The 21579-nt window shown below is 71.1% G+C and carries 23 protein-coding genes, 1 tRNA gene and 1 riboswitch; of the genes, 9 read left to right on the plus strand and 15 right to left on the minus strand.

The window, feature by feature from the left end:
- The first annotated feature begins 76 nt into the window (after positions 1–76).
- Positions 77–224, plus strand: a riboswitch (yybP-ykoY riboswitch).
- Between the two features lie 58 nt (positions 225–282).
- Positions 283–858, plus strand: coding sequence for a TMEM165/GDT1 family protein (locus tag HYN04_RS12500; protein ID WP_110451066.1), 576 nt, complete (start codon positions 283–285; stop codon positions 856–858).
- A 2-nt stretch (positions 859–860) separates the two neighbouring features.
- Here the strand turns inward: HYN04_RS12500 and HYN04_RS12505 are convergent, their stop codons facing one another.
- Together HYN04_RS12505 and HYN04_RS13535 are read right to left on the minus strand one after the other, a co-directional pair.
- Positions 861–1763 (minus strand): SAM hydrolase/SAM-dependent halogenase family protein, encoded by a 903-nt coding sequence (locus tag HYN04_RS12505; RefSeq protein WP_110451067.1) that lies wholly within the window; start codon positions 1761–1763, stop codon positions 861–863.
- Between the two features lie 5 nt (positions 1764–1768).
- On the minus strand, positions 1769–3019 hold the full coding sequence (locus tag HYN04_RS13535; RefSeq protein WP_162599650.1) for a serine hydrolase domain-containing protein: 1251 nt from the start codon (positions 3017–3019) through the stop codon (positions 1769–1771).
- A gap of 15 nt (positions 3020–3034) precedes the next feature.
- Between HYN04_RS13535 and HYN04_RS13540 the strand changes: the two genes are divergently transcribed.
- Positions 3035–3982, plus strand: coding sequence for an alpha/beta hydrolase (locus HYN04_RS13540; RefSeq protein ID WP_162599651.1), 948 nt, complete (start codon positions 3035–3037; stop codon positions 3980–3982).
- Positions 3983–4057: 75 nt separating this feature from the next.
- Positions 4058–5383 carry an acyl-CoA dehydrogenase family protein gene (locus tag HYN04_RS12515; RefSeq protein WP_110451069.1) on the plus strand — a complete coding sequence of 442 codons (1326 nt, stop codon included), beginning with the start codon at positions 4058–4060 and terminating at the stop codon, positions 5381–5383.
- Positions 5384–5395: 12 nt separating this feature from the next.
- Here the strand turns inward: HYN04_RS12515 and HYN04_RS12520 are convergent, their stop codons facing one another.
- Positions 5396–6100 (minus strand): SIR2 family NAD-dependent protein deacylase, encoded by a 705-nt coding sequence (locus tag HYN04_RS12520; protein WP_241962729.1) that lies wholly within the window; start codon positions 6098–6100, stop codon positions 5396–5398.
- Positions 6101–6311: 211 nt separating this feature from the next.
- Between HYN04_RS12520 and HYN04_RS12525 the strand changes: the two genes are divergently transcribed.
- Positions 6312–7616 carry an ammonium transporter gene (locus tag HYN04_RS12525; protein WP_199285968.1) on the plus strand — a complete coding sequence of 435 codons (1305 nt, stop codon included), beginning with the start codon at positions 6312–6314 and terminating at the stop codon, positions 7614–7616.
- A gap of 129 nt (positions 7617–7745) precedes the next feature.
- Here HYN04_RS12525 and purU read toward each other — a convergent pair whose 3' ends face one another.
- The 3 genes from purU to HYN04_RS12540 all read right to left on the minus strand — a co-directional run bounded on the left by purU (position 7746) and on the right by HYN04_RS12540 (position 9241).
- A complete protein-coding gene (gene purU / locus HYN04_RS12530) occupies positions 7746–8588 on the minus strand; it encodes a formyltetrahydrofolate deformylase (protein WP_110451072.1) in 843 nt (280 codons plus the stop codon).
- Positions 8589–8652: 64 nt separating this feature from the next.
- Positions 8653–8937 (minus strand): DUF167 domain-containing protein, encoded by a 285-nt coding sequence (locus tag HYN04_RS12535; RefSeq protein ID WP_110451430.1) that lies wholly within the window; start codon positions 8935–8937, stop codon positions 8653–8655.
- 10 nt (positions 8938–8947) lie between these two features.
- Positions 8948–9241 carry a YggT family protein gene (locus tag HYN04_RS12540; RefSeq protein ID WP_110451073.1) on the minus strand — a complete coding sequence of 98 codons (294 nt, stop codon included), beginning with the start codon at positions 9239–9241 and terminating at the stop codon, positions 8948–8950.
- Positions 9242–9339: 98 nt separating this feature from the next.
- Between HYN04_RS12540 and HYN04_RS12545 the strand changes: the two genes are divergently transcribed.
- The 5 genes from HYN04_RS12545 to HYN04_RS12560 all read left to right on the plus strand — a co-directional run bounded on the left by HYN04_RS12545 (position 9340) and on the right by HYN04_RS12560 (position 11867).
- A tRNA-Ala gene (locus tag HYN04_RS12545) sits at positions 9340–9415 on the plus strand.
- A gap of 96 nt (positions 9416–9511) precedes the next feature.
- Positions 9512–10237 (plus strand): FkbM family methyltransferase, encoded by a 726-nt coding sequence (locus HYN04_RS12550; protein ID WP_110451074.1) that lies wholly within the window; start codon positions 9512–9514, stop codon positions 10235–10237.
- 79 nt (positions 10238–10316) lie between these two features.
- A complete protein-coding gene (locus HYN04_RS13545) occupies positions 10317–11147 on the plus strand; it encodes a hypothetical protein (RefSeq protein ID WP_162599652.1) in 831 nt (276 codons plus the stop codon).
- 143 nt (positions 11148–11290) lie between these two features.
- A complete protein-coding gene (locus HYN04_RS13550) occupies positions 11291–11512 on the plus strand; it encodes a DUF2752 domain-containing protein (RefSeq protein WP_162599653.1) in 222 nt (73 codons plus the stop codon).
- Positions 11505–11867, plus strand: a complete 363-nt coding sequence (locus tag HYN04_RS12560) for a TM2 domain-containing protein (protein WP_110451075.1) — start codon at positions 11505–11507, stop codon at positions 11865–11867. The genes HYN04_RS13550 and HYN04_RS12560 overlap by 8 nt, the downstream gene beginning before the upstream one ends.
- Positions 11868–12003: 136 nt before the next feature.
- Here HYN04_RS12560 and HYN04_RS12565 read toward each other — a convergent pair whose 3' ends face one another.
- The 9 genes from HYN04_RS12565 to HYN04_RS12605 all read right to left on the minus strand — a co-directional run bounded on the left by HYN04_RS12565 (position 12004) and on the right by HYN04_RS12605 (position 21469).
- A complete protein-coding gene (locus HYN04_RS12565) occupies positions 12004–12573 on the minus strand; it encodes a uracil-DNA glycosylase (protein WP_110451076.1) in 570 nt (189 codons plus the stop codon).
- A gap of 56 nt (positions 12574–12629) precedes the next feature.
- Positions 12630–13361: a sugar phosphate isomerase/epimerase family protein gene (locus HYN04_RS12570; protein ID WP_110451077.1), complete on the minus strand. Its 732-nt coding sequence runs from the start codon at positions 13359–13361 to the stop codon at positions 12630–12632.
- Positions 13358–15019 carry a GMC oxidoreductase gene (locus tag HYN04_RS12575; protein WP_110451078.1) on the minus strand — a complete coding sequence of 554 codons (1662 nt, stop codon included), beginning with the start codon at positions 15017–15019 and terminating at the stop codon, positions 13358–13360. The genes HYN04_RS12570 and HYN04_RS12575 overlap by 4 nt, the downstream gene beginning before the upstream one ends.
- The gene (locus HYN04_RS12580) at positions 15012–15797 is read right to left on the minus strand and encodes a TIM barrel protein (protein WP_110451079.1); all 786 of its coding nucleotides are present in this window, start codon (positions 15795–15797) and stop codon (positions 15012–15014) included. The genes HYN04_RS12575 and HYN04_RS12580 overlap by 8 nt, the downstream gene beginning before the upstream one ends.
- Positions 15794–16954 carry a Gfo/Idh/MocA family protein gene (locus HYN04_RS12585; RefSeq protein WP_241962629.1) on the minus strand — a complete coding sequence of 387 codons (1161 nt, stop codon included), beginning with the start codon at positions 16952–16954 and terminating at the stop codon, positions 15794–15796. Before HYN04_RS12585 ends, HYN04_RS12580 begins: the two co-directional genes overlap by 4 nt.
- Positions 16944–17993 (minus strand): sugar phosphate isomerase/epimerase family protein, encoded by a 1050-nt coding sequence (locus HYN04_RS12590; RefSeq protein WP_110451080.1) that lies wholly within the window; start codon positions 17991–17993, stop codon positions 16944–16946. The genes HYN04_RS12585 and HYN04_RS12590 overlap by 11 nt, the downstream gene beginning before the upstream one ends.
- Positions 17994–18063: 70 nt before the next feature.
- Positions 18064–18717: an arylformamidase gene (kynB, locus tag HYN04_RS12595; RefSeq protein WP_110451081.1), complete on the minus strand. Its 654-nt coding sequence runs from the start codon at positions 18715–18717 to the stop codon at positions 18064–18066.
- Positions 18714–19970, minus strand: a complete 1257-nt coding sequence (locus HYN04_RS12600; RefSeq protein ID WP_110451082.1) for a kynureninase — start codon at positions 19968–19970, stop codon at positions 18714–18716. Before HYN04_RS12600 ends, kynB begins: the two co-directional genes overlap by 4 nt.
- Entirely contained in the window at positions 19970–21469 is a 1500-nt protein-coding gene (locus tag HYN04_RS12605) for a PHP domain-containing protein (protein WP_110451083.1), read from the minus strand. The genes HYN04_RS12600 and HYN04_RS12605 overlap by 1 nt, the downstream gene beginning before the upstream one ends.
- Between the last annotated feature and the right edge of the window lie 110 nt (positions 21470–21579).

A 21579-nucleotide genomic window follows, 5' to 3' on the forward strand; every position in this document is an offset into this window, starting at 1 on the left:
ACAATGGACACTCCGGCGCACACCGCAAGATCACGTCGCGTCAGGTCTTGCCCCGGCCCGGCGGCGGGCGTATCCGGAAACCGTCAAAGGGGAGTAGCCCTCCGCCATCCCCGGCGGACCCCTGCGTCAACACACTTGGCCGGCATGGCCATGGCGCAGGGAGAACGGTCCGTCCTTTCAGGGCGGGGGTTCGGGCGAGACCGATGGCGCTGCGGCCCCGTTCTGTCGGGCGGGGGCTGTGGCGACCATTGGATGTCTCGCCGCCCGACCCGGAACCGACCCTTGGAATCGCTCCTCACCTCCACCGCCGTCGTCACCCTCGCCGAAATCGGCGACAAGACCCAGCTCCTGGCCATTGTCCTGGCCGCGCGCTTCGTCCAGCCCTTCCCCATCGTGGGCGGGATCCTTGTCGCCACCCTGGCCAACCACTTCCTCGCCGCCCTGGTCGGCGCCCAGGCGGCGGCCTTCCTGCAGGGCGACATCTTCCGTTACGCCATCGCCGCGTCCTTCATCGCCATGGCCGCCTGGACCCTGGTCCCTGACAAGCTGGACGCGGACGAACCCCTGAAGGCGCCGGCGAAGATGGGCGCCTTCCTGACCACCACCGTGGCCTTCTTCATCGTCGAGATGGGCGACAAGACCCAGCTGGCCACCGTCGCACTGGGGGCGAAGTTCCACTCGGCCCTGTTAGTCACCCTGGGGACGACCCTGGGCATGATGCTGGCCAACGTCCCCGCCGTCTTCCTGGGCCACGAGATCCTGAAGCGGGTGTCCCTGACCCTCGTCCGCCGGATCGCCGCGGGCCTCTTCCTGGCGATCGGCCTCTGGATGGTCGTTCAGACGGCGGAATGGATCTGATTTCAGTTGCGGCGACGGGGGATGAGAACCTCCGCGCCGGCGCCGACCCCGCGGGCGGCTGCGTAGTCGCCCATGTTCAGGGCCAGACTCATCCGTCCCCGGGAGTCCGGATAGAGGAGGACGGCGCCCTCGGGCACGTCGCTGAAGGTGCGCACGTAGGGGGCGGGCTCCGGCCGGCCGGCCACGGTGAGGGGCACGACGTCCCCGAACCTCCAGCCCAGGCCGGCGAAGGCCTCGGCGGAGAGATCGAGGATCAGGTTGCCATAGGGCCCGTCCGTCCCGATGGCCTGGGCCCGGACGCCCTCCGGCCCGATCGTCGGCGGCGCGAGGTCGAGGCGCACGAGGGACCTCGGGTCGATCGCTGGCCCGACGCCCGTCCAGTCGTCGCCCCGGGCCAGGCGGCCTGCGACGGGAGCGAAGATGTCCCGGCCATGGAAGGTCGAGGATCGCCGCGCGCCGATCATCCAGGCCTCATTGCGGATTTCCCGGGCCGCGACGACGGGATCGGCGGCGTCCAGCAGGGTCAGGAGGCCATTGTCCGGCAGGACCAGGCTCTGTCCGCGCCGGGTCCGGGCGACGATGGCCCTGCGGATGGAGCCCACCCCCGGATCCACCACCCCCACGATCACCGCGTCCGCCGCCAGCCAGGGCGCGGAGCCGGCCAGCAGCCGGGCGCCGGCCACGATGTCGTAGGGCGGGACACGGTGGCTGATGTCCAGGAGCCGCGCCTCCGGCGCCAGGGACAGGATCACCGCCCGACAGATGGCGACGGCGTCGTCGATCTCGTCGAAGTCCGAGAGGAAACCCACCATCCGTCCCGGCGCGGCGCGCGCGACCCCCGGAGCCAGGGACAGGGCGAGGCCGGCGGCCAGCAGGTCGCGGCGGTGCAGCCGGGCGGACGCCATCCGGTTCAGGACCTGAGGGCGGCGTAAAGCCGTCGAGGGGTGATCTCGCGGACATTGGGGGTTCCCGCCCCAGGGATGCTGCCGTTGAGGTTCTGGATCATGCCCACGAAGACGATGTCGTTGGTCGGGTCGATCCAGAACCAGGTGCCAAAGGCGCCGCCCCAGTAGAAGGTATCCTTGCCGTGGGGCGTGGCGGCGGCGGCAGGGTCCTCGATGACGGCGAAGTCCAGGCCAAAGCCCACGCCCGCCTGGGATGGGCCGTAGAGGTCCACCTTCAACCCGGGCGCGAGCACGCTGCGCCGCATGAGGCGGACGGTCTCCGGCTTCAGGATCCGCGCGCCCCCCAGCACCCCGCCGTCCAGCAGGGCCTGGGCGAAGCGGAAATAGTCCCCGGCCGTGGACAGGAGGCCCCCGCCCCCGGACAGGAAGACCGGCGGCGTGACCGGTATGGCCTGGGGCGGACCAGCGACGATCCGGCCTTCCTTGTAGGTATGGATGCGGGCCACCCGAGGCGCCTTCTCCGCCGGGACGTGGAAGCCCGTGTCGGGCATCTTCAGGGGGCCGAAGACGTGCTGCGCCAGGTAGGCGTCGAGGCGCTGGCCCGACAGGGTCTCGACCAGGTAGCCCTGGATGTCGACGCTGGGGCCATACCGCCAGTCCGTCCCCGGCTGGGCGGCCAGGGGCAGGGCGGCGAGGCGGCGGATCATCGCCTTCAGGTCGCCGGACCGGAGACCCGCCTGGGCGTACCCGGCGCTGACGTCGAAGCCTGCCGTGTGGCTCATCAGCTGGGCCATGTTCATGGGCGATGCCTGGGGAACCAGGCTCCCGTCCGCGGCCTTCACCTTAAGGCCCGCGAACTCGGGGATGTGCCGCTCGACAGGGTCGTCCAGCCTCCAGAGGCCCCTCTCCCACAGCTGCATCATGGCGACGCCGATCACCGGCTTGGTCATGGAGGCGATGCGCCAGATGGTGTCAGGCCGGGCCGGGGCGCCGGTCTCGACATCGGCCAGGCCCCGGGTCTCGAAGTGGAAGACCTTCCCCTTCCTGGCGGCCAGGGTCGTGACCCCGGCCAACTGGCCCCGGTCGACCAGGCCCTGGAGATCCTCGGACAGGGCCTTCAGCTTCACCGGATCGAAGCCTACGGCCTGGGGAGCGACGAGGGACGGCGCCGCGGCGGCCGCCAGGGCGGCGGGCGCGATCCCCGCCAGGGGGGAGGCCGCGGCGGCGGCGAGGAGGTTGCGGCGGGTCAGGCGCATGGGCATCTTCCGGACATGAGGACAGGAACGAACGGCGTGATCCTGCACGGCGCAGGCCGGACTGCGCAACCTTGGGCCGCGCGGACCCTGGGCGGTGCAGCCCTCGCCCTCGCCCTGGCGGTGTCGGGCGGGGCGGCGCAGGCGGCGGGCGCCTGCGCCGGTATCGCCCCCGGCGAGGATCGCCCCGTCCCGGACCTGGCCTACGCCGCCCCGGAGCCGGGCGTGCCCGCCTCGGCGCACAGCCTCGACCTCTGGCCGGGGGCGACTCCGCTTCCGGCACCCCTGGTGGTCTTCGTCCACGGCGGCACCTGGATGCATGGCGGCAAGTACGCCGGCACCCCGCAACAGGCCCGGGCCTTCCGGTCCGCGGGCTACGCCTACGCCACGGTGAACTATCGACTGCTGCGGCACGGCCCGCCGCAGGCGGCCGCCCGGGACATCGCCGAGGCCGTGGCCTTCCTCAGGCGGGAAGCGAGGGGGTGCGGGATCGACCCCGACCGAATCCTCCTGATGGGCCATTCCGCCGGCGCCCACCTGGCGGCACTGGTCGCCCTGGACGAGTCCTACCTGGCGGCGGCGGGGGTCCCGCCCGAGGCGATCCGCGCGGCGGTGCTCCTGGACGCCTACGGTCTGGACATCGCCCGGCACGTCCGCGAGACGGGCGACCCCGTCTACGCCCGGGTCTTCGGCCCCGACCCTGCGGGCTGGGGCGGCATGTCGCCGGTCAGCCACGCCGCGCCCGGACGGCGCCCGCCCCCGATGATCCTGCACGTCGTGGCCGGCAATCCCGAGACGCCGGGCCAGGCCGAGGCCCTGGCCGGGGCCCTGCGCGCCGCCGGCGGGGAGGTCGAGGTGCATGTCGCCGAGGGCGAGAGCCACAACAGCCTCAACTATGGCTTCGGCGCCCCGGGGGACGCCGCCACCCGCCTGACCCTGGACTTCCTTTCCACCCGGCTTCGCTAGGCCCGGGCTTGTCAGGAACCGTCGCGATGGCCTTAATCGCCCGCGACACAAGACCGCACAGGAAGGACGCCCCCCATGAACGCGCCGACGCCCCCCACCACGGGCCCGCTGACCTTCGGCTTCAACCCGCATGACGACATGAACGACCTGCGGATGAGCGAGAAGGCGACCCCGCTCTACGAGCACGTCAAGCGCTTCATCGCCGAGACGGTCGTGCCCATGCAGAAGGAATTCCAGGCGCTTGGCGAGGGCCACAAGGACCGCTGGACCTTCGCCCCGGGCCAGCTCGAGGTGCTGGAAAAGGCCAAGGACCAGGCCAAGAAGGAAGGCCTCTGGAACTTCTTCCTGCCCGACGCCGATACCGGCGAGGGGCTGTCCAACCTGGATTACGCCTACATCGCCGTGGAGCTGGGCAAGGCGCCCATGGCCTCCGAGGTCATGAACTGCTCGGCCCCGGACACGGGCAACATGGAGGTTCTGGAGCGCGTCGGCACGCCCGAGCAGAAGGAGCGCTGGCTGAAGCCCCTGCTGAACGGCGAGATCCGCTCGGCCTACGCCATGACCGAGCCGGCGGTGGCCTCGTCCGACGCCAAGAACATCGCCACCCAGGCGGTCCTGGACGGTGACGAGTGGGTGATCAACGGCGAGAAGTACTACATCTCCGGCGCCGGCGACCCGCGCTGCAAGATCATGATCACCATGGTCCGCACCAATCCCGACGCCCCGCCGCACAAGCAGCAGTCGCAGATCCTGGTGCCCATCGACACGGCTGGCGTGGAGATCCTCGGCCCGATGCACGTCTTCGGCGAGGACCACGCCCCGCGCGGCCACATGCACATCCGCTTCACCAATGTGCGGGTGCCCAAGTCCAACGTCCTCCTGGGCGAGGGTCGCGGCTTCGAGATCAGCCAGGTCCGCCTTGGCCCCGGCCGGATCCACCACTGCATGCGCACCATCGGCAAGGCCGAGCGGGCCCTGGACCTGATGGTCCGCCGGGGCCTCTCGCGCGAGGCCTTCGGCCGCAAGATCGCCTGGCTGGGCGGCAACGTCGAGATCATCTCCCGCGCCCGGATCGACATCGAGGCCATGCGCCTGATGGTCCTCAAGGCCGCGAAGGCCATGGACGTCCTGGGCAACCGCGAGGCCCGGGTCTGGGTGTCCATGGTCAAGGCCATGGTGCCGGAGCGGGCCTGCCAGATCATCGACCAGGCCATCCAGATGCACGGCGCCACGGGCATTTCCCAGTGGACGCCCCTAGCCTCCATGTACACCGACGTGCGCCACCTGCGCTTCGCCGACGGCCCGGATGAGGTCCACCACCTGGTGGTCGGCCGCAACGAACTCCGGGCCTACGAGGGCGGCGGCGAGGAGGTCTCCGCCTCGGTCGCCCTGCGGAACTGACCGGCCCCGGCGTCAGCCGGGGAAGTTGGCCGGGATCGCCTCGGACAGGGCCGGCCCGATCTCGTCGCGGAGGATGAGGTCGGCGTAGTCGTCCAGGTCCGTGGGGTCCCGGTTGACGATCACCAGGCGCGCGCCGGCCCGCCGGGCCTGCAGGGGAAAGCCCGCCGCCGGCCAGACGGTGAGGCTTGAGCCCAGCACCAGGAAGAGGTCGCAGGACAGGGTCTCCTCCTCGGCCCGGCGCATGGGCTCCTCGGGCATGGACTGCCCGAAGGAGATGGTCGCCGTCTTGACGATACCGGCGCAGTCCCGGCAGGCGGGCAGGTCGCCCCGCGTCTCGAAGGCCGGGCGAAGGTCCTCGATCTCATGGCGCAGGCCGCACGACAGGCAGGTGGCGTAGCTGGCGTTGCCGTGCAGCTCGATCACCCTTTCGGCGGGCACGCCGGAGTGCTGGTGCAGGTTGTCCACGTTCTGGGTGATGATCGACGAGAGCCGGCCGGCCCGCCACAGGCGCTCCAGGGCGTAGTGGCCGGCGTTGGGCTCGCGGCCCGTCCAGCCGGCCCGACCCTGAAAGGCGCGGATCCAGGACTCCCGCCGCTTCTCCTCGCTGTTCACGAAATCCTGAAACTGGATCGGCTTCATTTTCGTCCAGATCCCGCCCGGAGAGCGAAAGTCCGGAATTCCCGATTCCGTGGAGATTCCGGCCCCGGTGAAGGCCACAATGCGCTTTGCAGCGCGCAGGACCTGCGCCAGATCCTCCCGTTTCGCCGAATTTCCGCTCAATTCCGACTCCGACCGTTTCCGCGCCTGGCGACCTGCCTGCCGGACCGGCGCCCGGGGCCTGTTTTTTTGGGCCTTTTCACCGACGCCTGATCCTGTAGCCAAGGACTTCAGGACAACCGCCGGAACGGCGCAAGGGGGGAAGCGGGGAATGCAGCGCACAAGAGTCATGCAAGCGACGGGCCTCGCCCTGGGCCTGGGGCTCCTCGGGGCGGGCCCGGCCCTGGCCCAGGCGCCTTCGGAGGTGAACTCCGGCGATACGGCCTGGCTGCTCAGCGCCACGGCCCTGGTGCTCCTGATGACCCTGCCGGGACTGGCCCTCTTCTACGGCGGCCTGGTGCGCACCAAGAACGTCCTGTCGGTCCTGATGCAGTGCACGGCGGTGGCCTGTCTGGCCTCGGTGGTCTGGCTGGCCCTCGGCTACTCCCTGGCCTTTTCCGGGACCGCTCCCCTCATCGGCGACCTAGGCCGCGTCGGCCTGATGGGCCTGACCCGAGGCGACGTCATCGGGACGGCGCCCGAGATCGTCTTCTTCGCCTTCCAGATGGCCTTCGCCATCATCACGCCGGCCCTGATGATCGGCGCCGTGGTCGAGCGGGTGAAGTTCGCCGGCCTCCTGGCCTTCTGCGCCGGCTGGCTGGTCCTGGTCTACGCCCCCGTCTGCCACTGGATCTGGGGCGGCGGCTGGATGGCGACCCTGGGGGTCAAGGACTATGCCGGGGGCCTGGTGGTCCACGCCACGGCGGGGGTCAGCGCCCTCATCCTGGCGAAGGCGGTCGGACCCCGGGACGGCTGGCCCCGGGACCTGTCGCCGCCGCACAATCCGGGCATGACCATGACCGGGGCCGGCCTCCTGTGGGTGGGCTGGTTCGGGTTCAATGGCGGCAGCGCCCTGGCGGCCAACGCCGACGCCGGCGCCGCCCTCACCGCCACGCACATGGCGGCGGCCTCGGCGGGCCTGGTCTGGGCCCTGATCGAGCACCGCCGCTTCGGCCGGGCCAGCCTGGTCGGACTGGTCACCGGCGTGGTCGCCGGCCTGGCCACCGTCACGCCCGCTTCGGGCTTCATCAGCCCCCTGGCGGGCCTCTTCCTGGGGGCGCTCGGCAGCTATGTCTGCTTCGAGGCCGTAAGCCTGGTGAAGGCCCGGCTGAAGGTTGACGACAGCCTCGATGTCTTCGCCGTCCACGGGGTGGGCGGCATTCTCGGGACCCTGATGCTCGCAGGGCTGGCCCACCCCCTCCTGGGCGGGACCGGCTATGCCGAGGGCGTCGGCCTCGCCGGCCAGGCCTGGCGCCAGGCTCTCGGGGTCGTCGTGGTTTGCGCCTGGTCGGCGGGCGCCAGCCTGGTCCTGGTCGCCATCGTCCGGAAGCTGACAGGCCTGCGGGCCAGCGACGAGGTCATTGACGAGGGCCTCGACCTCGGCGCCCATGGCGAGCGGGCCTACCACATCAACTGAGCCGCCGTTGACCCCCTCACCCCGCTTCGCGGGGAGCTCCCCCTGATGGGGAGCAATTACAGTCCAATTCCTCCCCCCAGGGGGAGGTGGACCGGGGCAAGGCCCCGGGACGGAGGGGGTCCACGGCCCCTAGTCGGTGAACACCACCGTCTTGCGGCCGTTCAGGAGGACCCGGTCCTCCAGCACCCAGCGGACCGCCCGGGCCAGGACCCGGCGCTCGATGTCGCGGCCCTTGCGCACCAGGTCCTTCGGCTGGTCGCGGTGGCTGATCCGCTCGACGTCCTGCTCGATGATCGGACCCTCGTCGAGGTCGGGGGTCACGAAGTGGGCCGTGGCGCCGATCACCTTCACCCCCCGGGCGTGGGCCTGGTGATAGGGCCGGGCGCCCTTGAACCCCGGCAGGAAGGAGTGGTGGATGTTGATGCAGCGCCCGGCCAGGCGCCCGGCCATGTCCTCCGACAGGATCTGCATGTAGCGCGCCAGGATGACCAGATCGGTCCCCGTGGCGTCGATCAGTTCGCTGAGGCGCGCCTCCTGGTCCGCCTTGGTCTCGGGGCTCACCGGCAGGTGGTGGAAGGCGATCCCCTTCAGGTCCGTGTGCGGGAAGCTGGCCTCCGGGTGGTTGGAGACCACCGCCGAGATGTCCATGGGCAGCTCGCCCTGCCGCCAGCGCCAGATCAGGTCGGCCAGGCAGTGGTCGGTCTGCGAGGCCAGGATCATCACCCGCCGCCGGGCCTTCGGGTCGCGCAGGGTCCAGTCCATGGCGAGGTCCGCCGCCAGGGCCTCCAGCCCCGGGCGCACGCCCTCGGCCCCGCCGGGGCCGGGGGTGAAGACCACGCGCATAAAGAAGCGCCCGGTCTCGCCGTCGTCGAACTGCTGGGCGTCGACGATGTTGGCGCCATGCTCGAACAGCAGGGTCGAGACGCGGGCCACGATGCCGGGCCGGTCGGGACAGGACAGGGTGAGGATCACGTCAGGGCTCCCAGGACGGGGCGGCGGATACCGCGAAAGGCGCGGGCTGGAAAGGCTCGGGCCATCAGGCTGGCGGCGGTGCGCCCAGACAGGCGGCGAGACCCGCAGCGTGCAGGCCCCGAACCTCCACCTGCTTGATCCGCGCCGAGGCGCCGGCGGCCAGGGTCAGGGCGGACTTCGGCAGGCCGAGGGCCGAGGACAGGGTCTTCAGGACGGCGGCGTTGGCGGCGCCCTCGGCAGGGGGCGCTGTGACCCGCACCTTCAGAACGGGCCGTCCGGCCTCGTCGCGCATCCAGCCTTCGACGGCGTCTCGCCCGCCCCGGGGCGTGACCCGGACAACCAGCCTCAGGACCGCAGGCTCAGAGCCCGCCAAGCAGGCCGGGCAGGATGAAGCGCTGGATCCCCTGGAGGACCAGGATGGCGATGATGGGGGTGATGTCGAGGCCGCCCAGCGGCGGGATGATGCGCTGGAGCGGACCCAGGACCGGGGCCGTCAGGGTCTCCAGCACCCGGTGGACGCCGGCCACGAAGCCGTTGCGCAGGTTCACGACGTTGAACGCCGTCAGCCAGGACATGATGGCGCTGATGATGATGGCCCAGATCATCACGTCGATCAGGCCGTTCAGGACGAAGTGCAGGAAGCTTCCGATCATTCCCGCCACATAAGCCGCCCGCGCGCGCCGGGCAAGCCGGGGCCCGCCAAGCCGTCTTGACAGCCCCGCCCCAAAACCGCTTATTCCGCGCCTTCCTTGGGGCCGTAGCTCAGTTGGTAGAGCGCATCGTTCGCAATGATGAGGTCAGGGGTTCGATTCCCCTCGGCTCCACCAGGAAGCTCCCCCCAACCTGACGCCCTCTCCTGCCGGTGACGCGCGGTCCGTCGTCGTGATACCGCTTCGACAGGCTTTCCGCAGAGGACGACCGCCATGGTGGCCATCAGCCGCGCCGACTTCCTGCTCCTCATGGTCGGCCTTCGGGATTCCGATCCGGGCAAGGACGAGCAGATCGCCTTCCTGCAGTTCTGCATGGACAACGCGGCCTGGAGCCACGGCCAGTTCCTCCAGGACCTCTGGGTGGCCTACGAGACGAAGATGCGGACCGGCGGCTTCTTCGTGGAGTTCGGGGCGACGGACGGGATCAAGTTCTCCAACACCCGGGCCCTGGAGACCCGGCTGGGCTGGAGCGGCATCCTCGCCGAGCCGGCGCGCATCTGGTACCCGGCCCTGCGCCGCAACCGGGCCTGCTTCATCGACGACCGCTGCGTCTGGACCAAGACCGGAGAGACCCTGGTCTTCAACCAGCCGGCCATCGCCGCCCACTCCACCATCGACGCCTATTCCAGGGGCGACAGCCTGGCCGGCACCCGGGCGGAGGGCCGGCGGTACGAGGTGACCACCGTGTCCCTGAACGACCTCCTGGCGCACTGGAATGCGCCCCGGCGGATCGACTACCTGTCCATCGACACCGAGGGCTCGGAGCTCGATATCCTGCAGGCCCTGGACTTCGGCGCCTGGGAGATCCGCCTGATCACGGTGGAGCACAACCACACGCCCAAGCGGCGCGAGATTCACGATTTCCTAGTCTCGAAGGGCTACCAACGGAAATTCGAGAGGCTGTCCAACGTCGACGACTGGTACGTGCGGACCTACTGAACCCGGGGGGAAATTGGGGGAAAAATGCGGAGGGGGCGGCAGGTCCGCCGCCCGGCTCATTCTGGGGGGGAATGCCGACGTGATCCGCCGGGTCCTCCCGCTCGCCGCCATTGCGTTCCTGCTGTCCGGCTGTGGCGCACCCGTCGCGGCGGTCCTGGCCGTCACGGTCTGCAAGGTCCCTGCGAGCGCGGCGCGGATTCCCGCCTGCCAGGCGCTGGCGGGCGCCCCTGGAGACACCCCAGCCCCCATGGTCGGCGTCGCGGGGCGCGCGGACGTGTTCCTCTCCGACAGCCTCGACGTCACGGTAACCGGCGTGGCGCAGAAGCGCAGCGCCCCCACCACCCGCGGCTCCACGATCCTTCGGACGCTCCAGCCCGGCGAGCGCCTTTCCGGGCGCTGGGTGCAGGGCGCGGACGGCGAGTCCCGGTGGCTGAAGACGACGGATGACGGCTATGTCTGGGACGGAAACCTGGGCGTACCCGGGTCGCTCACCCCCGAGGGGATCGAAGGCGTCCGGGTGGGCGCCGCCTACGCCCAAGTCCGGCCGCGCCTGTCCGCGGAGGGGGTCTACAGTTCCCAGGACAGCACATGGGACAAGGCCGCCTGCGAAGTCTACCCGACGCGGGACGGGCGGGCCTACGCCATGGTCGAGGACGGCCGCGTGACACGGATCTCGGTGGAGGACCGGCGGCTCCTGACGGCCGAAGGCATCCACGTCGGCTCGACCGAGGGCGAGCTGCGCTCGGCCTACGGCGCCCGCCTTCAGAAGAGGGAAAACCCCTACGCCGGGGCGGACTTCGTGATCTGGACCGGGTCCGAGCGGGGAATGCTGTTCAATGTCTACGAGGGCAGGGTCACGGAGATCCGCGCTGGCGGCCGGTCGATCCAGTACGTGGAGGGCTGCCTCTGAGACGTCCGCAACCCGCTGGCGGAGAACGCCCGGGAACCCTCGCGGGCCTGCGCTCCGCTGGCCTGCCGAGGGGGCTCGACGCCCTCTTCCGCGCGGGCCTGGCCCCCGCCGTCGCGGCCTGGTCCCTCAGCCTCGGGACCCCCGTGGGCGACCACGCGCCGGGCTGCCTGTTCCGCCTTCTCCTCGACCAGGACTGCTGGGGCTGCGGGACCCTGAGGGCCCTGGCCGCCCTCCTGCGCCTCGACCTCCCCGGCGCCCTGGCGCTCAACCCTCTCAGCCCGCTCGTTGCAGCGACCCTCGTCGCCGTGTCCGCCGGCGGGCTCCTGGAACTTCACGCCCATAACCGGAGATCTCCAAATGGCTGAATTCACCTTCATGGAGCAGCAGATGCTGACCCAGGACCTCACCGATCAGCAGAAGGTCCTGTTCAACGGCCAGTTCGCATCCGAGAAGAAGGACAGGACCCTGATCTTCGTCCTGTCGATCCTGTTCGGCACCCTGGGCGTCGACCGCTTCATGGTGGGCGACATCGGCTTCGGCATCCTGAAGCTGCTCACATTCGGCGGCTGCGGCATCCTCTGGCTCGTGGACCTGTTCCTGATCTGGGGCCGGGTCGACGACTTCAACCGCCGCAAGGCCTCCGAACTGGTCGCCACGATCAAGATGACGACGCCCGCAGCCCCGCCGCCGGCCGCACCGGCGGCGACGCCGGCGGCCTAGGCCTGCGCAGCGGAGGGGTTCAGCCGTCCGTCGGTTGACCCCCTCCGTCCCGCTACGCGGTCCACCTCCCCCTTGGGGGAGGAATTCCGGAGGCATTGCTCCCCCAAGGGGGAGCTGTCGTCTTGCGGGAATGGGCCTAATGGCTGGCCGCCGCCTTGTAAGCGCGGCTCCAGCGCTCGGGAATCTGCTTCCAGTCCTCGCGGCGGAAAGCCCTCATGATCGGCGAGGGATGGACGGAGCTGAAGAGGCTGAAGCCGCCGCCAGTCAGAAGCGGACGGGCTTCTTCAGCCCTGGCGCCCACGAGCACCACGGCCTTCAGCTGCGGTAGCAGCTGGACGAGGCGTAGAGCCTCAAGAGCGCCCTCCCTCACCTCGCGCGCCGTCACCTTCCGCGTGCCGTTCCAGCCGGGGATAAGGTTCCAGAGCACGGTCTCCCGTCGAGGGATGCCGGCGTCTCGCATGAAGTTGAAGATGGCCTCGGCGGTGGGATCATCATTGTCGCGACTGATGAATCCCGAGCCAGCTCGACCGGGCCGCGAAGCCGAGGTCATGGGCCCGGGCTTTTCGAGCAGGAAGAGCAGTCGAGCCTCGACGCCGCCATCCAGGGGATCGAAGTCGGGGAATTCGTCGGATGAGCGGGCCCTGAGCCGTTCCACATAGGCGATCAGGGGATGGATGTGCGGCTGCGCAAGGAGCCCGCGCCGCATCGCCCGGGCATCAGGGTCGCGAAGGCTGCGGGGCGTCTCAGGGCCCGGCCCCAGGCTCACCCCAGTCCCCGGAGGTAGCGCAAGCTCGCCTCCACGCTGGGCCAGTAGGGGTCCGGCGGGAAGTCGTGCTCGACAAAGCGGTGCTCGACGCCGACCTCGGATCCGGCGGCCAGGAGGGCGGGGAAGTCGAGGGTCCCGGCGCCCACATTGTCCATGCCGCCGTCTTCCCGGTAGTCCTTCAGGTGCAGGAGGCGCACGCGGTCGGCCAGCTGGCGGATCATGGCCAGGGGGTCCTCGCCGCCGCGCTTCAGCCAGTAGACGTCGAGCTCGAAGCTGACGCGGGCGGGGTCGAGGCCGGCGACCAGGCGGTCGAAGGGGCGGGTCCCTTCGGCGTCCGGCGCGAACTCGAAGTCGTGGTGGTGGTAGGCGACGCGGAAGCCGGCGTCGGTCGCCGTCAGGGCGAAGGCGTTCAGGTCGGCGATCACCCGGTCCCAGTCGCGCTGGTCCGGCATGACGAAGGGCAGGACGATCCAGCGGCAGCCGAGGTGGCGGGCCATGGCCAGGACGGCCTCTGGCCGGTCCCGCATGTCGTCGATCCCGGCGTGGACGGAGGGGCAGTCCAGGCCGATGGCCGCCAGGTGGTCGCCCAGGTCGGCGAAGTCCATGGACAGGGGGGCGGCGAACTCCACGGCGTCGTAACCGATCTCGCGGATGCGGCTGAGGGTCCCCTTGGGGTCGGCGGCGAAGGGCTTGCGCAGGGTGTAGAGCTGCAGGCCGTAGGCGGTCATCCGAGGACTCCGTCGCGGAGGAGGTCGGCGGCGTGGTTCGCCGTCCGGGCCGAGAGGGCCATGTAGGTCAGGGACGGGTTCATCGAGGCGCTGGAGGCCATGACCGCCCCGTCGGACAGGAAGAGGTTGGGAACCTGGTGAGCCTGGCCCCAGCCGTTGACCACCGAGGTCGCCGGGTCGCGGCCCATGCGCGCCGTGCCCATCTCGTGGATCCGGTCGCCGGGCGGAGTGATGTGCTCGGCGGCCTCCTCCCAGCGGTTGAGGTCGACACAGCCGGCGGCCTTGAGCATCTGGTGCGCGTCGCGGGCGGCCTCACGCATCATCAGGTACTCGTTGCGGCCGTGGGCGGCGTCGATCACCGGCACGGGGACGCCCCAGGCGTCCTTGCGCGTCGCCGACAGGGTGACCCGGTTGTCCGGGTTGGGCAGGACCTCGCCGAAGGGCATGAGCGACATGGACCAGGGCATGCCGCCCGGGGCCTCGGACCGGCGGGTGCGCACCGCCCCGCCCTGCATGCCGAAGCCGCGCAGGTAGGGCTTGTCGTCTTCGGTGACGTTGGCGTAGCGCGGGACATAGATGCCGGTCGGGCGCTCGCCCGGGTCCGGCTCGTCCTGGAAGCCCGGCCAGCGGCCGACGATGGGCCGGGTGCTGACATGGTCCATGAGGTTGCGCCCCACCTGGTCGCTGCCGTTGGCTAGGCCCCTCGGGAAGGCGTCCGACACCGAGTTCAGGAGCAGGGCCGAAGTGTTGATGCTGGAGGCGTTGAGGAAGACCATCCGGGCCGAATAGGTGCGGGCGGCCTTGGTCACGCGGTCGATGACCCGCACGCCGGTGACGCGGCCGAGCCCGGCGTCGTACTCCACCGAGGCGACGACGGCGTCGGTGACCACGGTCAGGTTGCCTGTAGCCTGGGCGGCCGGAAGGGTGGCCGCCTGGGTGGAGAAATAGCCGCCCAGGTTGCAGCCGTGGGCGCAGCGCAGCTTGCCCTCGCAGCGCTTGCGGCCCAGGTCCTGGTGGGTCTTGGTGGTGCGGCTGAGGTTGGCGACCCGACCCATGATCAGATTCCGGGTGGGGAAGGCCGCCTCGATGTTGGCCTTCACCGCCTCCTCGACGGCGTTCATCGGCCAGGGCGGCAGGAAGTCGCCGTCGGGCAGCTGGCACAGGCCGTCATAGTCGCCGCTGATGCCGGCGAAGGCCTCCACGTGGTCATACCAGGGAGCGAGGTCGTCATACCGGATCGGCCAGTCGACCCCGTGGCCGTCCTTCAGGTTGGACTCGAAGTCCTGAGGCGCCCAGCGGTAGGACTGGCGGCCCCAGGTCAGGGAGCGGCCGCCCAGCTGGTAGCCCCGTATCCAGCGGTAGGGCTTGCCCGGCGCGGTCTCGTAGGGGTGGTCGTAGTCGCTGGCCCAGAACTTCTTGTTGGACTCGAAGAGGGCGTAGGAGACGCCGACATAGTAGGGGAAGTGCTTCTCGCGCTCCTCCAGGGCGATCTGGTCCTCGCTGCGCTTCAGGCTGGCGGCCAGGTCGTTGCTGTAGTCCTCGCCGTGCCGGACCTCCGGCCCGCGCTCGAGCATCAGGACCTTCAGCCCCCGCTCGCACAGCTCCTTGGCGACCCAGCCGCCGCTGATCCCCGAACCGACGACAATGGCGTCAAACATTCCGTACTCCCGCTTCGGCGCCGGCGTTGAACAGGGCGATGGCCTGGGCGAGGGCGGCGACCGGCTCGCCCCGCGGCACGAACTCGTGGCCCACCCACTGGCCGTAGCCCTTGCGGGCCAGGAGGCCGGCGATGGCGGGCCAGTTGATCTCCTGCCGGTCGTCCAGGTCGCGGCGGCCCGGGGCGCCGGCCGTGTGGACATGGCCGATCAGGTCGAGGTGGTCGACGATGGTCCGGCTCAGGTCGCCCTCCATCAGCTGCATGTGATAGCCGTCGTAGAGGAGGCGCAGGCCCGGGTCGTCCAGTTGACGCACGATCTCGGCCCCGAAGGCGGTGCGGTCGCACTGGTGGCCGGGATGGTCGACCTTGCTGTTCAGCAGCTCCAGCAGGAGGCGCACGCCGGTCCCGCGAGCGTGCTCCACCACCGGGCCCAGGCCCTCGACGCAGGCGGCGATGGCCGGGGCGTCGGCGCCGTCGCCGATCCGCGAGCCCGAGAAGACGATCACCGCCTCGCAGCCGCCGGCGGCGGCGTCATCGATCCGCTGGCGGACTTCGTCTCGCAGGGCGGCGTGGCGGGCGGGATCATTGAAGCCGACTTCCAGGGCGTGACCACTGAGGGTGACCACCGACAGGCCAAGGTCCTGGGCCACGGGCCAGAGGTCGTCGGGCAGCATTTCCACGCCTTTCGCCCCTGCGCCGGCAGCGCCGGCCAGGAGGGCCCTGGGGTCGGTGTCAGGCGCCATGGCGAAGGACCACCAGGCGAAGCTCTGCCGGATCATGCGGCCTCCTCGGAAAGGGAAATCCAGGCCCCGTCAGCAGCGGCGCTGCGGACGGCGGCGGTGATGAAGGCCACGCCCTCGACGCCCTCGCGCACCCCGGGCAGGCCGGACAGGCGGTCGGGGGGCGCCTGTCCCGCCCGATGGGCGAGGAGGAGGTCGGCGGCGTCGGCGTAGATCTGGGCGAAACCCTCGAGGTAGCCCTCGGGGTGGCCGGCGGGCAGGCGGGTGGCGCCCTCGGCGGCGGGGGACAGGCCCGGCCCGCCCCGGCGCAGGACCTGCGGAGCCTCGCCGAGCCGGGCGAAGCGCAGGTAGTCGGGCTCTTCCTGGGACCAGTCCAGGGCGGCGTCGGCGCCGATCACCCTCAGGCGCAGGCCGTTGGAGGCGCCGATGGCCACCTGGCTGGCCCAGAGCTGGCCGCGCGCGCCGCCGGCCCAGCGAAGGCGCGCCTGGACGTCATCGTCCAGCCGCCGTCCAGCGACGAAACGGGAGGTCTCGGCGCTGACCGCCGAAGGCGTCTCGCCGGTCACGAAGGCCGCCAGGTGGAAGGCGTGGGTGGCGATGTCCCCCAGGGCGCCGCCGGGGCCCGCCTTGTCCGGATCGCCACGCCAGTCGGCCTGGCGGTTGCCGGGCAGGTCGCGGGCCAGCCAGTCCTGGGCGTACTCGGCCTGGACCACCCGGATCGGCCCCAGCACGCCGCGCGCCACCAGGTCCCGGGCGTGCCGCACCATGGGATAGCCGCTGTAGTTGTGGGTCAGTACGAAGGGCAAGCCGGTGCGGGCGACCAGGTCGGAAAGGGCCTTCGCCTCCGCGGGCCCTGTGGTCAGGGGCTTGTCGCAGATCACCGCGACCCCCGCCTCGAGGAAGGCCCGGGCGGGAGCGAAGTGGGCGGCGTTGGGGGTGACGATGGCGACGGCGTCGATCCCGTCCGGACGGGCGGCCTCGGCCCGGGCCATTTCGGCGAAGTCGCCGTAGCTTCGGTCCGGGTCCAGGCCCAGGCCCAGGCCGAAGGCCCGCGACCGCTCCGGGTCCGAGGAAAAGGCGCCGGCGACCAGGGTCCAGCGGTCGTCGAGCCGGGCGGCCATGCGGTGGACGGCGCCGATGAAGGCGCCCTCCCCGCCGCCGACCATGCCGAGCCGAAGGCGGCGCTCAGCGGTCAAGGCCAAGCATCCGGCGGTTGGCGGCGGCGTCGACCCCGGTGGCGACGAAGTCGTCGAAGCTCTTGCCGGTGACGTTGATGATGTGGTCGCGGATGAAGGGCGCGCCCTCGCGGGCCCCGTCCTCGGGCGCCTTGAGGGCGCACTCCCACTCCAGCACCGCCCAGCCCTCGTAGCCGTACTGGGCCAACTTGGAGAAGATGGCGCGGAAGTCGACCTGGCCGTCGCCGAGGGAGCGGAAGCGGCCGGCGCGCTCCTTCCAGGGCTGGTAGCCGGAATAGACCCCCTGCCGCCCGGTGGGCCGGAACTCCGCGTCCTTCACGTGGAACATCCGGATCCGCTCGTGGTAGAGGTCGATGTACTCCAGGTAGTCCAGCTGCTGCAGCATGAAGTGGCTGGGGTCATAGAGCAGGCAGGCCCGGGGATGGTGATCCACCCGGTCCCAGAACATCTCCACCGTCGCCCCGTCGAACAGGTCCTCGCTGGGATGCACCTCGTAGCAGAGGTCGACCCCCGCCTCCTCGTAGGCGTCGAGGATGGGCCGCCAGCGCCGGGCCAGTTCGTCGAAGGCTTCCTCCACCAGGCCCGCGGGCCGCTGCGGGTAGGGATAGAAGTAGGGCCAGGCCAGTGACCCCGAGAAGGTGACGCTGGCGGGCAGGCCCATCCGGCGCGAGGCCTTGGCGCCCATGAGGACCTGGTCCACCGCCCAGGCCTGCCGGGCGGCGGGATTGCCGCGCACGGCGGAGGGGACCCCGCCGTCGAACATCTCGTCATAGGCCGGATGGACGGCCACCAGCTGGCCCTGGCTGTGGGTCGACAGCTCGGAGACCTCGAGGCCGAGGTCGGCCAGCATGCCCTTGACCTCGTCGCAGTAGGCGTCGCTCTCGGCGGCGAGCTTCAGGTCGAAGAGGCGACGGTCCCAGGTGGGGATCTGGACCCCCTTGTACCCCATGTCCGCCACCCAGCGGCCAATAGCCGGCAGGGTGTTGAACGGCGCCTCGTCCCCAGCGAACTGGGCGAGGAAGATCCCCGGTCCCTTCATTGTCACTCCCCGAAAAGCATTCTCTTCACGGGCAAACTAGCACGCCCGGCGCACAGGGCGAGAGGGGCCGTCAGAGGTCGCGCAGCAGGGCCCGGACGGGCGAGGCGTCGGCGCCGGAAAGGCGCAGGGGCGGGGCGATCAGCTCGTATCGACCGTCCGGGACCCCGTCGAGGACCAGCCCCTCCAGCACCGCCATGCGCCAGCGGCCCAGGGCCTGGTGGCTGACCAGGTCCTTGGCGTCCTGAGGGTCGAGGGAGGGCCCGTCGATCCCCAGCAGGCGGACGCCGGCGACGCCCAGGGCTTCCACCAGGTCCGGTGCGGGGGTGCGGAAGTGGGTCGGCCAGGCGTCGTGGGGGAAGGGGTCGAAGGTGCGGAGAAGCACCCGGCGGGTTCCCGGCTCCAGCCTCGGCAGGACCTCCCCGGCGGCGATCCGCTCTGGCCCCTCCGTCACCGACAGGAGCTGGGCCGGGCCGAGATAGGGAACCAGGTCCACCGCATCTATGGCCGCTCCGGCGGGGTCGAAGTGCAGGGGCGCGTCGGCGTGGGCGCCCGAGTGGGTCGACAGGGTCAGGCGCGAGACATTGACCGGGCAGTCCCCCTCCAGGACCCAGGTCCGCTCCAGGCCGAAGGGGGTGTCGCCGGGCCAGACCGGCAGGTCGGCCCGCAAGGGCTGGGAGATGTCGTAGAGCCGGCGGCCGGCCTCGTCACGGGTTTCGGGGCTCATGTGACCCTCTGCTTCTCGGAGAAGGCCGGGTCGCGCCAGGCGCCGGTCTCCATGACCCGGGCGAAGCGGTCGGCCGCAGCCCAGACATCCGCCCGGCCGAGGAAAAGGGGCGAGAAGCCCAGCCGCATAAGGTCCGGCGCGCGGAAGTCCCCCGTCACGCCCTCGGCGATCAGGGCCTGGACCACCGGATAGGCGTGCGGGTGGGCGAAGGCCAGGTGCCCGCCCCGCGCCTCCCGCCGGGCCGGTGAGACGCACCGGAAGCCGTGGGCCTCGAGGGTCGGGGCGGCGCGGGCCAGGAAGAGGTCCGAGAGGCGCCGCGAGCGCTCCAGGAGGCCCTCCGGATCCAGGCCCTCGAAGAGTTCCAGGGCGGCGTGGAGGGCGGTCAGCGACAGGACGGGCGGGGTCCCCGCCATCAGCCGGGCGGCGCCGGCGGCCGGGATGTAGTCCGGCGCGAAGTCAAAGGGTCGGGCGTGACCCATCCAGCCAGCAAGTGGGTTCTCGAAGGCGGCGTGGTGGCGTCGGGCCAGGAAGGCGAAGGCCGGGGCGCCAGGGCCGCCGTTGAGGTACTTGTAGCCGCAGCCCACGGCCATGTCGGCGCCTGCGGCGTCCAGGCCGACGGGGGCGAGGCCCGCCGTGTGGCTGAGGTCCCAGAGGGTGAGGACCCCCGCCCCTGCCGCCCGGGCGGTCAGGCCCGGCAGGTCCGCCAGGGCGCCGGTGCGGTAGTGGGCATGGCTAAGGACCACCAGGGCGACGTCCGCCGACAGGGTCTCAGACAGGCCGTCGGCGGGAACCCTCCGTATACAGATGTCTTGCCGCAGGCGGGCCAGGCCCTGCAGCATATAGCCGTCGGTGGGGAACTCGTCCTCCGCCATGAGGATCACCCTGCGCCCGGGCCGGAGGGCCAGGGCGCCCGCCGCCAGCTTGAAGAGGTTGACCGAGACGGAGTCGGCGCAGGCGACCTCGTCGGGTGCGGCGCCGATCAGGGGCGCGATACGCGCCGCCGTGCGGGCCGGGAGGCCGATCCAGTCGTCCGCATTCCATCCCCCCACCAGGGACCGCCCCCACTCCTGGGCGGTGGCGCGGCGGACCGCCGCCTCGGCGCCCCGCGGGAGGGGGCCGAGGGAGTTGCCATCCAGGTAGACGCCCCCCGCCGGCAGGCGAAAGCGCCGGGACAGGGCGGCGAGGGGGTCGGCCTGGTCCAGGCGGCGGCAGGCCGCCAGGCTGTCGGGAATGGCCGCCGCGCCGCCGCCCATCAGCGGACCTTGATGAAGACCGGGTTGGCGTAGAACCAGAGGTCGTCCCAGGGGTTCTCGCCCGGGACGTCCATCGCCGGCTCGGCCTCGTCGGTCCCGGTTCCGCGCAGGCGGATGTAGCCGGAGGCCTGGACGTTCCGCAGGGTGGTCGTGAGGGTGATGAACTCGCCCTCCCGGACCCAGTCGGCGGCGGTGAAGCGGCGCTCGACCCGGGTGGTGGGGTTCTCGTCCGCCGACCGACTGGGGGCCGGGCCAGTGAGGTCGCCTCGGATCAGGTCGATCCGCTTCACCTCGGGCGACCGGCCGCCGAAGTTCTGGCCGGCGGGGTCGCGGACGCGAAGGGTGACACGCACGTCCTGGCCGCGTGAGACCGTCACCTCGCCGCCGATGCCGGCGGCCGTGGCTCCCCGGGCGACGGGGCGGACCTCCAGGTCCACCGAGGAGACCAGGTCCCCGGTAGCCACGAAGACCCGGCCATTGCGCAGGCCGTCGAGAATGTCGTCCGGCGCCTTGCGGGCCAGGACGTAGGTCTTGGCGTATTCGCCCGGCCAGAAGTCGATCCCGCCATCGGTATAGTGCCGGTGCGAGTCCGAAGTCGCGGTGATCCACCACCGGCGTCCCTCGCCGAGCATGGAGTCCCAGAACCCGCCGACCCGGGCGGTCATCTGGTCGAAGCCGCCGTAGGTGGGATGCTGGCGATAGGCGCCCCGCTTCTCGTCGGTGCGCGGCGACCCATCGGGTTTGAGGCCCCCGGCCTGGTGACCCGGCGCGCCTTCCATGCCGACCGAGACCTGGGGGGCCGCATCGTTCCAGTCGCGCAGTTCGGCCGGGGCGGTCTGGCCATACTGGCCAAGGCCCTTGGCCGACCGCGAGGGGTGGTGGGCGATCACCACCGGCGGGCGCGGCAGGGCCTTCATGTAGGTCAGGGCCTCGACCATCCGGCTTTCCTGGTCCCGGGCCGGGTCGGCGGGCCAGGCCTCGAACTTGTCGAACCTGCGCTCCAGGTCGGTCAGGTCATCCCGCTCCTGGGGCGAGGCCGGGACGATGATGCTGGAATGGTCTGCGCCAGGAGTGTTCAGCTCGAGGCCGAAGAACAGGACGAGGCCGGGAACCTCCCGGCGGGCCTTCAGCACCTCCGGATAGGTCATGTCCCGGCTGACCCGTGAATGGTTCGGGCCCCCGTGGTCCGTGGCGGCCATCCAGGACAGGCCGTATTTCTGGGCCATGCGGGCGTTGGTGGGGATGGTGTTGTTCGAGTCGCCGCCAACCACGGGCTCGGGCGCCTTGGAGAGGTCGGACCCCGGCTTCCAGTCAACGCTGAACTGGGAATGGACGTGGTGGTCCCCGGCCTGCCAGGCCCGGCCATCGTCATGTCCCCCATGGGGGGCGCCGGTCTCGTGGGCGCGGGCCACCGGGGCCAGCGTCGCTGGAAGCAGGGCGAGGAGGGAGGCCGCCGCAACGACGGACCGGCGAGCGGCGGAGGGCGGACGAGCGCGCATTCAGAGTCTCTGCGAAGCGTGACGGGGCGTGCAATGTGAAGGGTCAACGTGATGGTCCGGTGACGCCCGGCTGTCAAACCAGCGGAGGCAAGTGAAGGCTTGTCTTTTCG

The organism is Phenylobacterium parvum (genome assembly GCF_003150835.1).
Classification (GTDB): domain Bacteria; phylum Pseudomonadota; class Alphaproteobacteria; order Caulobacterales; family Caulobacteraceae; genus Phenylobacterium; species Phenylobacterium parvum.

Bases quoted from the DNA above. Each gene is read 5' to 3' on its own strand.
- HYN04_RS12505 (WP_110451067.1), bottom strand. From the start codon at position 1,763: ATGGCGTCCGCCCGGCTGCACCGCCGCGACCTGCTGGCCGCCGGCCTC.
- HYN04_RS13535 (WP_162599650.1), bottom strand. From the start codon at position 3,019: ATGCGCCTGACCCGCCGCAACCTCCTCGCCGCCGCCGCGGCCTCCCCC.
- HYN04_RS13540 (WP_162599651.1), top strand. From the start codon at position 3,035: ATGAGGACAGGAACGAACGGCGTGATCCTGCACGGCGCAGGCCGGACT.
- HYN04_RS12515 (WP_110451069.1), top strand. From the start codon at position 4,058: ATGAACGCGCCGACGCCCCCCACCACGGGCCCGCTGACCTTCGGCTTC.
- HYN04_RS12525 (WP_199285968.1), top strand. From the start codon at position 6,312: ATGCAGCGCACAAGAGTCATGCAAGCGACGGGCCTCGCCCTGGGCCTG.
- HYN04_RS12540 (WP_110451073.1), bottom strand. From the start codon at position 9,241: ATGATCGGAAGCTTCCTGCACTTCGTCCTGAACGGCCTGATCGACGTG.
- HYN04_RS12550 (WP_110451074.1), top strand. From the start codon at position 9,512: ATGGTGGCCATCAGCCGCGCCGACTTCCTGCTCCTCATGGTCGGCCTT.
- HYN04_RS12560 (WP_110451075.1), top strand. From the start codon at position 11,505: ATGGCTGAATTCACCTTCATGGAGCAGCAGATGCTGACCCAGGACCTC.
- HYN04_RS12565 (WP_110451076.1), bottom strand. From the start codon at position 12,573: ATGCGGCGCGGGCTCCTTGCGCAGCCGCACATCCATCCCCTGATCGCC.
- HYN04_RS12570 (WP_110451077.1), bottom strand. From the start codon at position 13,361: ATGACCGCCTACGGCCTGCAGCTCTACACCCTGCGCAAGCCCTTCGCC.
- HYN04_RS12575 (WP_110451078.1), bottom strand. From the start codon at position 15,019: ATGTTTGACGCCATTGTCGTCGGTTCGGGGATCAGCGGCGGCTGGGTC.
- HYN04_RS12580 (WP_110451079.1), bottom strand. From the start codon at position 15,797: ATGATCCGGCAGAGCTTCGCCTGGTGGTCCTTCGCCATGGCGCCTGAC.
- HYN04_RS12590 (WP_110451080.1), bottom strand. From the start codon at position 17,993: ATGAAGGGACCGGGGATCTTCCTCGCCCAGTTCGCTGGGGACGAGGCG.
- kynB (WP_110451081.1), bottom strand. From the start codon at position 18,717: ATGAGCCCCGAAACCCGTGACGAGGCCGGCCGCCGGCTCTACGACATC.
- HYN04_RS12600 (WP_110451082.1), bottom strand. From the start codon at position 19,970: ATGGGCGGCGGCGCGGCGGCCATTCCCGACAGCCTGGCGGCCTGCCGC.
- HYN04_RS12605 (WP_110451083.1), bottom strand. From the start codon at position 21,469: ATGCGCGCTCGTCCGCCCTCCGCCGCTCGCCGGTCCGTCGTTGCGGCG.